The sequence below is a fragment of the Streptomyces sp. BK022 genome, assembly GCF_004217355.1.
In the GTDB taxonomy this organism is placed as follows: Bacteria; Actinomycetota; Actinomycetes; order Streptomycetales; family Streptomycetaceae; genus Streptomyces; species Streptomyces griseoluteus.
Genome location: NZ_SHKU01000006.1, coordinates 397,443 through 411,171, shown reverse-complemented (window position 1 = coordinate 411,171; position 13,729 = coordinate 397,443). Strand labels below are relative to the sequence as shown.

Genomic DNA, 13,729 nt, shown 5'->3' with positions numbered 1-13,729 from the left:
CAGCCACCGAGACTGAGCGGATGCTGGTCCGACGAGAAGCCCCCGCCGACGAGCCCGCCGTGCGCGCGGTCACCACCGCCGCGTTCGCCAGGCCGGATACGCCGGAGCCCGTGGAGGCCGGCCTCCTCGACCGGCTGCGGACCTGCGAGGCGTGGCTTCCGGAGCTGTCGATGGTCGCGACCGGTGAGCAGGGGGAGATCGTCGGGCACGTCGTCTGCACCCGGGGGCACGTCGGCACCCAGCCGGTCCTCGCGCTCGGCCCGCTCAGCGTGCACCCGGCGCACCAGCGCCGGGGCGTCGGCCTGGCGCTCGTCCATTCCGTACTGGGCGCCGCGGACGCGACCGGCGAACCCCTCGTCGCACTGCTCGGCAACCCCGCCTACTACTCCCGCTTCGGCTTCCGGCCGAGCACGCGGTACGGCATCACCCCGCCCGATCCCGGCTGGGGCGAGTACTTCCAGGTCCGCACCCTGACCGCGTACGCCCCGGCGCTACGCGGCGCCTTCGCCTACCCCGAGCCCTTCAACGACCTCTGACGCCCCGGCAGTCCTCAGCCGACGGTCACCCTCAGTTCCTCCAGCCCCCTCATCACGAAGCCCGGCTTGCGGGCCGGCTCGGCGGCCAGGGTCAGGGTGGGGGTCAGGGTCAGCAGAGCTCTCATGGACGCCCCCAGCTCCAGGCGGGCCAGCGGGGCGCCGATGCAGTAGTGGGTGCCCGCGCTGAAGGAGATGTGGGGGTTGTCCCTCCGGGTCAGGTCCAGGGTCGTCGGGGCGTCGAAGACGGCCTCGTCGTGGTTGGCCGAGCCGAAGAGGAGGGCGAGTTCGGCGCCCCGGGGGATGGTCGTGCCCCCGAGTTCGATGTCGTCCAGGACCCAGCGTTCGAAGAGCTGGAGCGGTGTGTCGTAGCGGAGCAGCTCCTCCACCGCCGTGGGGATCAGACTCACGTCGGCGCGGAGGGCTGCCAGTTGATCCGGGTGCTCGAACAGCGCCAGCCAGCCGTTGGTCGTGGCGTTCACCGTCGCCTCGTGGCCCGCGTTCAGCAGCAGCACCGCCGTGGAGATCATCTCCTGCTCGGTGAGCCGGTCACCCTCGTCGTGGGCCAGGATCAGGGCCGAGATCAGGTCGTCGCCGGGCTCCGCGCGGCGCGCCGCGATGAGGCCCCGCAGGTACTCCGAGAACTCCACCGACGCCCGCACCGCCCGCGCCGCCGCCTCCGGGGACGGATTCAGCTCGTACATCCCGCAGATGTCCGCCGACCAGGGCCGCAGCGGCCCCCGGTCCCCCTCCGGGATGCCCAGGAGTTCCGCGATCACCGCGACCGGGAGGGGTTCCGCCACGTCCGCGAGGAGATCACCCCCGCCCGCCGCGACCAGGCCGGCCACCAGGGAGTCCGCCAGCCCGTGCACGTACCCCCGCAGCCGCTCCACCGTGCGCGGGGTGAACGCCTTGGAGACCAGGCGCCGGATGCGGGTGTGGTCCGGCGGCTCCAGGTCGAGCATGCCGTGATCGTTGAGCGTGTGGAACGGCTCGTGCTCGGCAGGCGGTGCGGTACGGCCGAACTCCTCGTGGGTGAAACGGTGCTGGTACGTCCGCCCCAGCCGCCGGTCCCGCAGCAGCGCCGACACGTCGGCGTGGTGCGGCACCAGCCACTGGTCCGTCGGCTCGTACCGGATCACCCGCCCGCGCTCGCGCAGCCCGGCGTAGGCCGGGTAGGGGTCGGCGAGGAACTCCGGTGACCAGGGGTCGAAGGTGGGGCCCATGGGGGGACGCTAATGCGTGCGGGCACCACCGGGACAGATGACATGTGTCATCCCCAGGACGTGCCCCCGGGCACTGCCCCCGGGGACCGCCGCCTTCCTAGACTCGTCCTATGTTCAAATCCCGCAAACCCGGACAGGACGACGCCTGGGAAGGCGTCGTCACCGACAAGTCGCGCGGCACGCTCGACGGCGCGAACATGTACCACTTCGCCGAACTCCGCATGGCCGACGGCGCGTCCACGAAGGTGCGGATCGGCCGGCAGCTCTGGAAGTCGCTGGCCGTCGGCGACCGTCTCGTCAAGCGCCCCGGCGAGGACCCGGTCAAGGCACAGCCCTAGAAGGCCAGTTGGGCGATCTCCTCCGCCACCACGGCAGCCGCGTCCGCCGCCGGGTCGATCAGCGGGAAGTGGCCGACGTCCTCCAGCAGCGTCACCCCCACCACCTCCCCGGCCCTGGCCGCCGCGTCCGCGAAGGACTCCGCCACCTCGTAGGGGACGTCCCGGTCGGTACGCCCCTGCACCAGCGTCGTGGCGATGCCGGTCGGGAGGAGCAACGCCGGGTCCGCGTGCGGAGCCCGCTCAGCGAAAGAGTGCTGCCCGCCGAGGAGTTGGGTCGCCGCTCCCTCGCAGACCTCCAGCTTCTCCGCCAGCCCCAGATCCGCGATCGGCGCCAGCGCGACCACCCCGCGCAGGGGCGCCGGCCGGTCCGTACGCCAGGGCGAGTCCGCCGGGAGGACGTGCCGCGCGGCCGCCCACAGCGCGAGGTGCCCGCCCGCCGAGTGCCCGGTGAGGACCATGCGCCGGGCGTCCGCGCCCGGCAGCGCCTCGCGGGCCAGCCCGGGCAGCGCGTCCAGCGCGGCGGCGATGTCGTCGAAGGTCTCCGGCCACCGGCCCGCCGGGGGTACGGAGGCGGGGTCGCCGCCCGCGTTCTGGGCCGGAATGCCGGGTCCACCGCGCCGGTACTCCACGTTCGCCACGGCGAAACCGCGCCGCGCCAGGAAGTCCGCGAACGGCGTGATGTGCCGCCGGTCGTACCGCGCCCGCCAGGCCCCGCCGTGCAGGACCACGACCAGCGGCGCGGACGCCGCGCCGGTGCGCGGGGCGTAGAAGTCGATCACCTGGTCGGGGTGGTCCCCGTAGGGGGCGCTCGCGTCGGGGTCGACGGGCGGATGGGAGAACGCCGACTCCTCCTCGGCGGCGGCACGGGCTGCGCTTGCGTCCTCCGGCATGCTCCAACCTTCCAGCTGTGTAAGGGTTTTGGCGGACCGGGCCAGAGTGGGGATTCGGCCGTTGGCCGGGACGGTATCAGGCCCGTGACGTGCGCGGACACGGGGATGTCACCCAGGGTGAGACAAAAGGGGGCCGTGCGGAGTTCGTCCCTCCGCACGGCCCCCCGGGTGACCCGTTCCGGCGTCTACGCCAGCACCTCTGCGAGCACCCGAGCCGCCCGCTCCGCGTCCGCGAAACCGACGTACAGCGGGGTGAAGCCGAAGCGCAGCACGTCCGGGTGGCGGAAGTCGCCCACCACGCCCCGGTCGATCAGCCGTTTCATCACGTCACCCGCGTCCGCGCAGCGCAGCGCCACCTGGCTGCCCCGCTCCTCGTGCCGCAGCGGCGTCACACACTCCACCCGGCCGGGCTCGGTGTACGCGGCCACGCAGTCCAGGAAGAAGTCGGTCAGGGTCAGCGACTTCGCCCGTACGGCGTCCACCGACACCCCGTCCCACACCTCCAGCGCCGCTTCGAGCGCCAGCATGGAGAGGATGTCCGGCGTGCCGACCCGCCCGCGCCGGGCGCCCGGCACCGGGGTGTACTCGGGGTTCATCCCGAAGGGTTCGGCATGGGAGTTCCAGCCCGGCAGGGGCGAGTCGAACCGGTCCTGGAGGTCGGCGCGGACGTACAGGTAGGCGGGCGAACCGGGGCCGCCGTTCAGGTACTTGTAGGTGCATCCGACGGCCAGGTCCACCCCGTGCGCGTCCAGCCCGACGGGCAGTGCGCCCGCACTGTGGCAGAGGTCCCAGACGACCGGCGCACCGGCGTCGTGGACGGCCGCCGTCAGCGCGGGCAGGTCGTACATGCGGCCGGTGCGGTAGTCGACGTGGTTCAGCAGGACCGCGGCCGTGCGCGGGCCGAGGGCGGCGGGGATCTCGGCGGGGTGCAGGGCGCGCAGTGCGCAACCCGTCATCCGGGCCGCCGAGCCGGCGATGTATCCGTCCGTGGGGAAGGTCGTCGCGTCGACCAGGATCTCGTCGCGCCCCTGCCCCGCCATCCGTACGGCGGCCACCAGGGCCTTGTACACGTTGACGCTCGTCGAATCGCCCACCACGACCTGGCCCGGACCGGCGCCGATCAGCGGGGCGATGCGGTCACCGATCCGCTCCGGGGCGGTCCACCAGCCCGACTCGTCCCAGGAGCGGATGCGCAACTCGCCCCACTGGCGGGCCAGTACGTCCCGCATCCGGTCGGGTACGTGCGCGGGGAGCGCGCCGAGCGAGTTGCCGTCCAGGTACACGCCGTCGTCGAGGACGAACCGGTCACGCAGTCCGGCGAGCGCGTCGGCCGCGTCCAGCTCCTTCGCCCGCAGCGCCAGTTCCGTACGGTCAGACATGGGACCTCGCCGTCCACAGCTCGGGGAACACGTTCTTGCGGGCCCGCTTCTCCAGCCAGGCCACTCCGGCGGAGCCGCCGGTGCCGGCCTTCGAGCCCATCGCGCGGCGGGTCGCCACCAGGTGGTCGTTGCGCCATCGCCACACCAGTTCGGCGACGTTCGTCAGCGCCTCCCCGAGGCGGGCGAGGTCGGTGTCGGGGTCACCGGAGTACACCTCCGTCCAGGCGGCCTCGACCGCGTCGACGGGCTCGTACCGCTGCGACACGTCCCGGTTCAGCACCTCGGCGGGGATCGCGTGGCCGCGGCGGGCGAGCAGGCGTACCGCCTCGTCGTACAGGCTCGGTTCGCACAGCGCCTTCTCCAGCTCGGCGTACGTGCGGGGGGTGCCGCGGTGCGGGACGAGCATCGACGCGGACTTGTCGCCGAGCAGGAACTCCATGCGGCGGTACATCGCCGACTGGAACCCCGAGCCCTCCCCCAGGGCGGACCGGTACGAGTTGAACTGGGCCGGGGTGAGCTGGGCCAGCGGGCGCCAGGAGGCGTTCAGCGCGTCCAGCTCGCGTACGGAACGCTTCAGCGCGGCGATCGCGGTGGGCACGTCGTCCGAGCGGAGCGCCTTCGCGGCGGTCTCCCACTCGTGCGTGATCACCGTGAACCACAACTCCATGACCTGGGTCGTCACCAGGAAGACCATCTCTCCGGGGTCGTCGGAGAGGGTGTGCTGGAGGTGCGTGAGCACGTCGGCCCGGACGTAGTCCTCGTACGGCGTCGTACCGGCGAAGTCGAGATGCGGGGTCTCGGGCTCAGCGGCCTCTTCGGCGGCCTGGGAAGGGGGGTGAGCCTGGTGGGACATCGCTGTCTCCTGTTGAACTCCGGGTAGCGGTCCGCCCCTGCCGATGCCGGCACGGGGGCCCCGGTCCCCAGACCGAATCCTCCGCAATCCCATGGGATACGGCAAGGCGGGGGTGGTAACCCCTAGTGGCAGACTTCACCCATGACTACGCACAAGAACCTGCTCGGCGGCCCGGACCCGACGCACCTGCCCGAGAACGAAGAGGCGTACCGCCTGCTGGACGAGGACGCCCTGGCCCCGGCCGAGGTCGTGGCGAAGTACCCCACGTTCTCCCTGGCCTGGGCGCTGCTCGCGGACGAGGCCTTCGAGGCCGGCCGCGTGGTCGAGTCGTACGCCTACGCCCGCACCGGCTACCACCGCGGCCTCGACGCGCTGCGCCGCGCCGGCTGGAAGGGCCACGGCCCCATCCCCTGGTCCCACCGCCCCAACCGGGGCTTCCTCCGCTGCCTCGCCGCCCTCGCCCGCGCGGCCGACGCGATCGACGAGAAGGAGGAGGCGGACCGCTGCTGGCAGTTCCTCCAGGACAGCAGCGAGGAGGCTTACGCGGAGCTGCGGCGCTGAGTCGCGCGGGGCCGGCCGGGGGGGAGTCCGCTCACCCCCTCGGAGCCGGCTCCGTCTCTCCCGTCTCCAGGGGTGGGGTCGTGATGCTGCCGTGGGTGCGGCACTCGGGGTGGGGGCAGTTCGGGGTGGGGCGGTGGCGGATCAGGGTGGCGGACAGGACGGAAGCCAGGACCAGGACCCCCGCGCAGATCGGCATCGCCTTGTCGAAGGACCTGTTGAAGGCCGCCGGGAGCCGGTATGCCTCCGGGCCCATGCCCGTCAGGAGGGGCAGGGCCGCCACCGCCACCAGGCCCGCCGCGCGCGCCGCCGCGTTGTTGATGCCGCTCGCCAGGCCCGCCCGCGCGGTGTCGACCGAGGCGAGGACGGTCGCCGTGAGGGGGGCCACGAGGGTGACCATCCCCGTGCCCATGACGAGCAGCGCGGGAAGGACGTCCGTCAGGTAGTTCGCGTCGGGGCCCACGCGGAGCATCAGGAGCATCGCCGCCGCGCAGAGCAGGGGGCCGACCGTCAGGGGGAGGCGCGGACCCGTGCGGTCCGCCAGGGCGCCCGAGCGGGAGGAGAACAACAGCATCAGGATCGTCGGCGGGAGCAGGGCCGTACCCGCCGCCAGGGGGGAGTAGCCCGCCACCACCTGGAGCTGCAGCGCGGTCAGGAAGAAGAAGCCGCCGAAGGCCGCGTACACGCACAGCGTGACCAGGTTGACCGCGGTGAACTGCCGCGAGGCGAAGATGTCCGGCGGGAGCATCGGGTTCGGCCGGTGGTGCTCGACGTACACGAAGGCCACCGCCGCCACCACGCCCGCCACCGCCGTCACCCACACCGCGACGGACGCGGAGCGGGCCTCGATCAGCGCGTACGTCAGCAGCGCCAGCGCCACCGCGCCCAGCACCGCCCCGAGCACGTCGAACCGCCCGCGCGCGGGCCCCGCGTCCGACTCGGGCACGTGCCGCAGCGCCACCGGTACGCAGAGCAGGGCGAGCGGCACGTTCAGCAGGAAGACCCAGCGCCAGCCGGGACCCTCCACCAGCCAGCCGCCGAGGAACGGCCCGATCGCCGCCCCGACCCCGCCGAACCCGGACCACAGCCCCACCGCGCGGCTGCGGTCGTCGGGATGGAAGGACGCCTGGATCAGCGCGAGCGACCCCGGCGTGAGCAGCGCCCCGCCCACACCCTGGAGCGCGCGGGCGATGATCAGCACGTTCGGGTCGGGGGCCAGCCCGCACATCAGCGAGGCCGCGGCGAACCAGATCACCCCGATGACGAAGACCCTGCGCCGCCCGTACCGGTCCCCCAGCGAACCGCCCAGCAGGATCAGGCCCGCCAGCGTCACCATGTACGCGTTGACCGTCCACTGGAGCGCGGCGAGGCTCGCGTCGAGGTCGCGGCCGATGCGGGGCAGCGCGACGTTGACGACGGTCGAGTCCAGCAGGGCCATGCTGGAACCGAGCACGGTGGTCAGCAGAATCCACCGGCCCTTGGGGGACGCCAGCCGGACATCGGGCATGCCCCCAGGTATACCCCGGATACCCGTAGGGGGCCCGGCCCCTGCGCGAGACAGGGTGCCGGGCCCCCTACGGGAGACCTCGGGGGGTCACTTCATCTTGTTGCCCGCCGACCGCAGGTTGTTCGCGGCGGTCACGACACGCGCCGCCATGCCCGCCTCGGCCAGCTTGCCCCAGGTGCGCGGGTCGTACTGCTTCTTGTCACCGACCTCGCCGTCGATCTTCAGCACACCGTCGTACTGACGGAACATGTGGTCGGCGACCGGACGGGTGAAGGCGTACTGGGTGTCCGTGTCGATGTTCATCTTCACGACGCCGTTCTCCAGCGCGGTACGGATCTCCTCCTCGGAGGAACCGGAACCGCCGTGGAAGACGAAGTCGAACGGCGACTGCTTGCCGAACTTCGCGGCGACCCCGTCGTTCAGCTCCTTCAGCAGCTCCGGACGGAGCACCACGTTGCCCGGCTTGTACACGCCGTGCACGTTGCCGAAGGAGGCGGCCAGCAGGTAGCGGCCCTTCTCGCCCAGGCCCAGCGCCTCGACGGTGCGGATCGCGTCGTCGACCGTGGTGTAGAGGGAGTCGTTGATCTCGTGCGAGACGCCGTCCTCCTCACCGCCGGTCGGGGTGATCTCGACCTCGAGGATGATCTTCGCGCGGCGGGCCTGCTCCAGCAGTTCCTGGGCGATGGCCAGGTTGTCCGCGAGGGTCTCGGCGGAGCCGTCCCACATGTGCGACTGGAAGAGCGGGTTGCGCCCGGCCTTCACCCGCTCCTCGGACAGCGCGAGCAGCGGGCGTACGTAACCGTCCAGCTTGTCCTTGGGACAGTGGTCGGTGTGCAGCGCGATGTTGACCGGGTACTTCTCGGCGACGACGTGCGCGAACTCCGCGAGCGCGACCGCGCCGGTCACCATGTCCTTGTTGTACTGGCCGCCGAGGAACTCCGCGCCGCCGGTCGAGATCTGGACGATGCCGTCGCTCTCCGCCTCCGCGAAGCCGCGCAGCGCCGCGTTCAGGGTCTGGCTGGAGGTGACGTTGATGGCCGGGTAGGCGAACTTGCCTGCCTTCGCCCGGTCGAGCATCTCGTTGTAGACCTCGGGAGTTGCGATGGGCATCTGTCCGCTCCTCGTGTTGCGGGTTGGCGATCTGCGATATGCGGCCCTGACCTGGACCCTGGGGGGCGACATCGGCGTCGGCCCCATCTTTCCAGACCCGCCCTGCCGGACGGTCTGACGGCCGGGGAGAAGTCCAGCCCGGAAGAGGACCGTCAGTCCAGCCCCAGTTCATCCTTCGAGAAGGCGAACCGGTACGGAACGCCCGCCCCGGCCTCGATCTTCTCCGCGGCACCGGTCGCCCGGTCCACGATCGTGGCGACGCCGACGACCTCCGCGCCGGCCTCCCGTACCGCCTCCACCGCCGTCAGCGGCGAACCGCCGGTGGTGGAGGTGTCCTCGACGACCAGCACCCGGCGGCCCGCGATGTCCGGACCCTCGACCCGGCGCTGGAGACCGTGCGCCTTCGCGGCCTTGCGGACCACGAACGCGTCGAGCCGCTGCCCGCGCGCGGCGGCCGCGTGCAGCATGGCGGCGGCCACCGGGTCGGCACCCATGGTGAGACCGCCGACCGCGTCGAAGTCCAGGTCGGCGGTGAGGTCCAGCAGCACCTGGCCGACCAGGGGGGCGGCCTCGCCGTCCAGGGTGATGCGGCGCAGGTCGACGTAGTAGTCGGCCTCCAGACCCGAGGAGAGGGTCACCTTGCCGTGCACCACGGCCTTGTCCTTGATCTGCTGGAGCAGTTCGCCACGTGTGCCTGACGGCATTACTTCGTTTGCGTCCGTCGTCATACCGCCCAGCTTAGAGGCGGCGCCAGGTCCAGGTGGTGGACGCCTCCAGCGGCTCCAGGGGGGTGACCAGGCGCTGGGCGGTGTTCAGGCCGTTGGGCGGCCCGGTCTGGGGCTCCACGCACACGGCGGCGTCCTGCTCGTCGTAGACGACCGCCCACTGTTCGCGGCTGGCCACCTTCAGTTCGAGCTGTCCGGGCCAGGTCAGGCGTACGTCGACTCCGTCGGGCATGCCGAAGCAGTCGTCCCACGGGCCGGGCTTCGGCTCGACGCGGTTGCCGGTGGGCAGGTGGTCCTCGCCGCGCTCCTCCTGCCACGCCGGGTGGAAGTCGATCGTCACGTCCTCGCCGCCGAGGTTCCGGTTGAACCAGGGGTGCCAGCCGACCTGCGCCGGGAACGAATCCCCGTACGTCTCCACGGACATGGTCAGCGTCAGACTGTCCTCACCGAGGCTCACGATCTGCGTGACCCTGCCGGGGTGCGGCCAGGGATCGGTCAGTTCGTACGTCAGCACCGCCTCGCCGGCCGACTCGCGCGCGACGCGCCAGGCGCCGTCGCGGGCGGTGCCGTGGATGGCGTGCGGCGGGGAGTTGAGCGGCATCTGCCGTACGACCCCGCCGTCCAGGAACTGCCCGTCCCTGATCCGCCCGCACCAGGGCACCATGGGGAAGCACCCGAACCGCTCCCCCTGCCGCAGCAGCTCCGTCCCACCGACGAGCAGCCCTCCGATGCGCCCGCCGTTACCGGGCAGCACCCGTACCTCCGCGTCACCCGCGGCCAACGTGATCTCTCCGTTACTCACGCTGCCGACCCTACTGGTCCCTCCGGGGGTGCGGCGGGGTGGTGCTCAGTGGCGCTTGCGGAGGGCTCTCACGACCACGATCGCCGAGGCGACCGCCACCGCTGCCGCCGGGGCGGCCCAGCGGAGGACCGGGCTGGCGGTGACCGTCTGGGGCGCGGGTACGGGGGCGTAGCGGCCTCGGGGCGGGGCGTGGTCGACCTCCTCCGCGCTGCGGCCGATCATCGTCCGGCGGGCGTGGGCGGCCTCGGCGGGGGGTTCCGCACGGACCTCCAGGCCGTCGGGGACGGTGTCGGGGATCGCGGCGTCCGTCTCGGGGTCGAGGGAGGGCGGGGGGACTTCGCCGTCGAAGACGGAGGGGGACGGGCCGGGCTTCTCGTCCGTGGGCTCGGCCTCGGCCTGCCGGCCCGGCTCGGTGGCCCCGCCCTGTCCGTGCTGCTCCGGTCCGGACGCTTCCCGCCCCTGCTGCTCCGGCTGGGGCGCGCCCTTTGGCTGTGCCGGCCCGGTGCCCTCCGTCGCGGCCGCCGCCAGGGTCTCCAGCGTCCGGGTCAGCAGCCGGTTCGCCGCGGTCGTCACGGCGTCCGCGGGGAGTTCCGCCAGGCGGCCCTCCGCCTTGGCCGTGCCGCCCACGGTGACCGTCGTGCCGGACTCCGCGGGGGCGAGGGTCAGGGTCAGCGAGAGCGTGACCGTACCGGCGCCCCGGGACTCCGTACCGTCCGCGCGCACCGCGTAGGTGCCGTCCGCCCGGGGGCTCACCGTCAGCGTGCCCCGGTACGTGACCGAGTGCCCGCCGACCCGTAGCTTCAGGCGGCCGGCGACGGGAGCCGCACCGGCGTCCTGCTGAAGTCCCGGCACCGCGCGGGCCACCCTCACGGCGTCCGCGAGGGCCTCCCTGAGCCGGTCGGCCGGAACCGGAACGAAGACCTGGAGCTCCATGTTGGCCGAGCCTACCCAGTAGTCCCCGGAATGCACCTGCCCTGGCGGCGAACGGGAGACCGGGCCCCTGGGCCTCCGCCCTGGGAGTCCGGTCCCGCGGGGCCGCGGGCTGCGCGCCCGCGCCGAGGAACCCACCGGTGCCGAGGGGGCCGCACCAGCGCGGAGGGCACTCCTCGCTCGGGACCGCGGAGGGTGCCCGGTCCCGCGGCCGGCGCGGGCGCCCGAAGCCGTGAGGCGCCTCGGCTCGGGTCCTCAGTACTGCGGATGCGCCAGCGTCGACGGGGACAGACCCGGTACGCGGGTGAGCCGGGCCGCCGCGATGTCCGCCGTCAGGTCCGAGTCCGTCAGGGTGGAGGGGTGGCGGCCGAGGCGGGGGCGGGGGGACCTCGGGCCGGGGACGGAGAGGAGGAAGCCCCAGTCGTGGGGGGTCCGGGAGGTGCCTGCCGAGCGGTCGGGGCCGGTGGCGAAGCCGGTGTCGTGGCCGAGGACCCGGTAGGGGGTGGTGGAGAAGCCCGCCGCGCGCAGGGTCGCCTCGACGGTCCAGAAGACGCGGGGCCGCGCCGACACCGGGCCCGCGTGCACCGCGAGGCGGCCGTCCGGGGCGAGGACACGCCGGGTGAGCCCGTAGAACTCCTGGGAGTACAGCTTGGTGCTCGCGGTGATACCGGGATCGGGAAGGTCCGCGAGGACCACGTCGTACCGGCCGGCCGGTGCCCGCCGCAGCCAGGTCAGCGCGTCCGCCGTGGTGACGTGCACCCGAGGGTCGTCGTACGCGTGCGCGTTGAGGGACGAGAGGCCGGGGTCGTGGCGCGCCAACCGCACCAGACCCGCGTCCAGTTCGACCACGTCCACCCGCGAGACCCCCTTGTGCCGCAGCACCTCCCGCGCGGCCAGCCCGTCCCCGCCGCCCAGGATCAGCACCCGCCGGTGCGGCCCCGACAGCGCGGGATGGACCAGCGCGTCGTGGTACCGCCGCTCGTCGCGCCCCCCGACCCGCAGCCGCCCGTCGAGGAAGAGGTCGAGCGGCTTGCCGTCCGTACCCCCGGCGAGGACCACCTCCTGCACATCCGTCTGCGCGGCCACCCGCACGTCCGGCCCGTACACCGCGCGCCGGGCGGCCACCTCGAAGTCACCGGCGAGTACGGCGGCGGAGGCGAGCACGCCGAGCACCGCGAGCCCGGCCACGAGCAGCGTCCAGCGGGCGCGCCGGGTGAGATCGCGGCGGAACAGCCCGAGCACGAGCGCACTCCCCGCGACCACGTTCACCGACCCGGTGAGCAGCGCGCCGGTCAACTGCCCCAGGAACGGCAGGAGTACGAAGGGGAACGCCAGTCCCCCGACCAGAGCGCCCACATAGTCGGCGGCGAAGAGATCGGCCACCGCCCCGCCCGCGTCCTGCCGCCGGATGCGCTGGATCAGCTCCATCAGCAACGGCACCTCGGCCCCCACCAACAACCCGATGGCCAGCGAGAATCCGACCAGCAGACAGCGCGGCCCGTCCGCCCAGACCCCGCCCCACCCACCGGTCCACGCGAACACCGCGTACAGCGCCATCGCACTGCACCCGCCCACCAGCGCGAGCGCGGTCTCGATCGCACCGAACCCCACCGCCGCGTGCCAGCGCAGCCGTTTCGCGCCGAGCGAGCCGATACCCATGGCGAACACCATCACCGACAGCACCACGGACGCCTGGGTGACCGAGTCGCCGATCAAGTACGAGGCGAAGGCGACGAGTTCGAGCTCGTACACGAGCCCGCAGGCCGCGCAGACGAAGACGCACGCGAGCACCAGGAACCGCCCGGTACCGGGCTCGACGGGCAGCCGCGCGGGCTCGGTCCAGGGCGGGGCACCCGAGGACAGCGGGGCACCCCGGGACACGGGAGCGTGCGGATCGATCACGCTGCGACGTTACGTCACCGCAGCGGGACGCTTCGTCACCCACACGTGTGGAAACTCCCCGTCAACCTGGCCCTGTTGGTTTACCAGGCGCCCTGCCCGGCCGGGACCCGCACCCCGACGCGGGTACGGGTCGCCACCAACTGCCCGTCCTGCGGGTACGCGTGCCAGGTGCGCCACCGCACCTGGCCCTCGTGCCGCTGGGCGAGCATCGCGGTGAAGGCGTGCGGGCTGCCGGGGAAGACTCCGGCGAGTCCGTGCGGATGGTCGGAGACCAGCGCCAGCAACTCCTGGGCGCGGCCCGCGAAGGAGCCCGGCGTGAGCATCTCCACGCGCGCCGCGAAGTCGTACTCCCAGTCGCCGACGCGCTTGGCGACGCCGAGGGGCAGCGGGGTGGAGGAGCCGGGGATGCAGGCGACCGTCTCCGAACAACTGCCCCGGTCCTCCTCCAGAAGGACCTGGTGCGAGGCGCCGAGCAGCCTCAACTGCATCTTCACGCCGCTCAGTTCGAGGTCGAGGGTGGCCAGGGCCGGGAGCGGTTCGCGGCCGAGGGCCCAGGCGAGGTCTGCGGCTCGGGTGTCGGTGTAGGACGTGTTCAGGGTCGTGAGCATGGGTCGGCTCCGCTAACACACAAGGAGAGGGTCGGCACACCTCGGTGACACCGGGCGATTCGGCCAGGTCGGCCCGGCTGGAGAAGCGGTGTCCCTAGGACGTCCGAGGGCTTGAGGTGGTGTTTTAGAGGGAATCACGAACACTGGCCGTGCCACAGCGTTTTTACCCAAGTTCGGAGGGTTTCCATCCCTCAGAGGGCTCCACAGCTCAACTGTTCAACTACGGCGTACGCCCAGCGCGGAGCGGGTGGCTCCGCCGGCCCGCGCGCCCTGGGCGCCGCCCCCTGGGCGTTTCCGCCACGCGGGGGCGGCCGCGGACGGCCGGATATCGCCGCTACGACCGCCCGCGCGCTTCGGTGTCCGTGCCT

General features: G+C 72.8%; 14 protein-coding genes. 3 read left to right on the top strand and 11 right to left on the bottom strand.

Going from position 1 to position 13,729, the window contains the following annotated elements:
- Positions 1-20 precede the first annotated feature (20 nt).
- Positions 21-536: an N-acetyltransferase gene (locus EV284_RS25645; RefSeq protein WP_130338123.1), complete on the top strand. Its 516-nt coding sequence runs from the start codon at positions 21-23 to the stop codon at positions 534-536.
- A gap of 14 nt (positions 537-550) precedes the next feature.
- Here the strand turns inward: EV284_RS25645 and EV284_RS25640 are convergent, their stop codons facing one another.
- Complete coding sequence (locus EV284_RS25640; protein WP_130338121.1) at positions 551-1,759, bottom strand: cytochrome P450; 1,209 nt, start codon at positions 1,757-1,759, stop codon at positions 551-553.
- Between the two features lie 110 nt (positions 1,760-1,869).
- Here EV284_RS25640 and EV284_RS25635 point away from each other — a divergent pair, with 110 nt between their 5' ends.
- Positions 1,870-2,097, top strand: coding sequence for a hypothetical protein (locus EV284_RS25635; protein WP_130338119.1), 228 nt, complete (start codon positions 1,870-1,872; stop codon positions 2,095-2,097).
- Here EV284_RS25635 and EV284_RS25630 read toward each other — a convergent pair.
- The 3 genes from EV284_RS25630 to EV284_RS25620 form a co-directional block, all read right to left on the bottom strand.
- Positions 2,094-2,987 carry an alpha/beta hydrolase gene (locus EV284_RS25630; RefSeq protein WP_130338117.1) on the bottom strand — a complete coding sequence of 298 codons (894 nt, stop codon included), beginning with the start codon at positions 2,985-2,987 and terminating at the stop codon, positions 2,094-2,096. The two genes, EV284_RS25635 and EV284_RS25630, sit on opposite strands and share 4 nt — an antisense overlap.
- A 185-nt stretch (positions 2,988-3,172) precedes the next feature.
- On the bottom strand, positions 3,173-4,366 hold the full coding sequence (gene kynU / locus EV284_RS25625) for a kynureninase (RefSeq protein WP_130338115.1): 1,194 nt from the start codon (positions 4,364-4,366) through the stop codon (positions 3,173-3,175).
- On the bottom strand, positions 4,359-5,219 hold the full coding sequence (locus tag EV284_RS25620) for a tryptophan 2,3-dioxygenase family protein (RefSeq protein WP_130338113.1): 861 nt from the start codon (positions 5,217-5,219) through the stop codon (positions 4,359-4,361). The genes kynU and EV284_RS25620 overlap by 8 nt, the downstream gene beginning before the upstream one ends.
- Before the next feature lie 141 nt (positions 5,220-5,360).
- Here EV284_RS25620 and EV284_RS25615 point away from each other — a divergent pair, with 141 nt between their 5' ends.
- Positions 5,361-5,780: a DUF3151 domain-containing protein gene (locus EV284_RS25615; RefSeq protein ID WP_130338111.1), complete on the top strand. Its 420-nt coding sequence runs from the start codon at positions 5,361-5,363 to the stop codon at positions 5,778-5,780.
- A 31-nt stretch (positions 5,781-5,811) separates the two neighbouring features.
- Here the strand turns inward: EV284_RS25615 and EV284_RS25610 are convergent, their stop codons facing one another.
- The 7 genes from EV284_RS25610 to EV284_RS25580 form a co-directional block, all read right to left on the bottom strand.
- Positions 5,812-7,284, bottom strand: coding sequence for an MFS transporter (locus tag EV284_RS25610; RefSeq protein WP_130338109.1), 1,473 nt, complete (start codon positions 7,282-7,284; stop codon positions 5,812-5,814).
- Positions 7,285-7,371: 87 nt separating this feature from the next.
- On the bottom strand, positions 7,372-8,394 hold the full coding sequence (fbaA, locus tag EV284_RS25605) for a class II fructose-bisphosphate aldolase (protein ID WP_130338107.1): 1,023 nt from the start codon (positions 8,392-8,394) through the stop codon (positions 7,372-7,374).
- A gap of 152 nt (positions 8,395-8,546) precedes the next feature.
- Entirely contained in the window at positions 8,547-9,098 is a 552-nt protein-coding gene (gene pyrE / locus EV284_RS25600; protein WP_030817046.1) for an orotate phosphoribosyltransferase, read from the bottom strand.
- Positions 9,099-9,132: 34 nt separating this feature from the next.
- Positions 9,133-9,921, bottom strand: coding sequence for an aldose 1-epimerase (locus EV284_RS25595; RefSeq protein ID WP_130338105.1), 789 nt, complete (start codon positions 9,919-9,921; stop codon positions 9,133-9,135).
- A 45-nt stretch (positions 9,922-9,966) separates the two neighbouring features.
- Positions 9,967-10,854 (bottom strand): SRPBCC family protein, encoded by an 888-nt coding sequence (locus EV284_RS25590; protein WP_130338103.1) that lies wholly within the window; start codon positions 10,852-10,854, stop codon positions 9,967-9,969.
- A gap of 252 nt (positions 10,855-11,106) precedes the next feature.
- On the bottom strand, positions 11,107-12,753 hold the full coding sequence (locus EV284_RS25585; protein WP_130338101.1) for a polyamine aminopropyltransferase: 1,647 nt from the start codon (positions 12,751-12,753) through the stop codon (positions 11,107-11,109).
- 80 nt (positions 12,754-12,833) lie between these two features.
- A complete protein-coding gene (locus EV284_RS25580) occupies positions 12,834-13,361 on the bottom strand; it encodes a DUF2617 family protein (protein ID WP_130338099.1) in 528 nt (175 codons plus the stop codon).
- Positions 13,362-13,729: the final 368 nt, after the last annotated feature.

What these genes read in the sequence shown, in the direction of transcription:
- fbaA (WP_130338107.1), bottom strand. Translation starts at nt 8,394, where the DNA reads ATGCCCATCGCAACTCCCGAGGTCTACAACGAGATGCTCGACCGGGCG.
- EV284_RS25580 (WP_130338099.1), bottom strand. Translation starts at nt 13,361, where the DNA reads ATGCTCACGACCCTGAACACGTCCTACACCGACACCCGAGCCGCAGAC.
- EV284_RS25635 (WP_130338119.1), top strand. Translation starts at nt 1,870, where the DNA reads ATGTTCAAATCCCGCAAACCCGGACAGGACGACGCCTGGGAAGGCGTC.
- EV284_RS25640 (WP_130338121.1), bottom strand. Translation starts at nt 1,759, where the DNA reads ATGGGCCCCACCTTCGACCCCTGGTCACCGGAGTTCCTCGCCGACCCC.
- EV284_RS25645 (WP_130338123.1), top strand. Translation starts at nt 21, where the DNA reads ATGCTGGTCCGACGAGAAGCCCCCGCCGACGAGCCCGCCGTGCGCGCG.
- EV284_RS25590 (WP_130338103.1), bottom strand. Translation starts at nt 10,854, where the DNA reads ATGGAGCTCCAGGTCTTCGTTCCGGTTCCGGCCGACCGGCTCAGGGAG.
- EV284_RS25620 (WP_130338113.1), bottom strand. Translation starts at nt 5,219, where the DNA reads ATGTCCCACCAGGCTCACCCCCCTTCCCAGGCCGCCGAAGAGGCCGCT.
- EV284_RS25630 (WP_130338117.1), bottom strand. Translation starts at nt 2,987, where the DNA reads ATGCCGGAGGACGCAAGCGCAGCCCGTGCCGCCGCCGAGGAGGAGTCG.
- EV284_RS25610 (WP_130338109.1), bottom strand. Translation starts at nt 7,284, where the DNA reads ATGCCCGATGTCCGGCTGGCGTCCCCCAAGGGCCGGTGGATTCTGCTG.
- kynU (WP_130338115.1), bottom strand. Translation starts at nt 4,366, where the DNA reads ATGTCTGACCGTACGGAACTGGCGCTGCGGGCGAAGGAGCTGGACGCG.
- pyrE (WP_030817046.1), bottom strand. Translation starts at nt 9,098, where the DNA reads ATGCCGTCAGGCACACGTGGCGAACTGCTCCAGCAGATCAAGGACAAG.
- EV284_RS25615 (WP_130338111.1), top strand. Translation starts at nt 5,361, where the DNA reads ATGACTACGCACAAGAACCTGCTCGGCGGCCCGGACCCGACGCACCTG.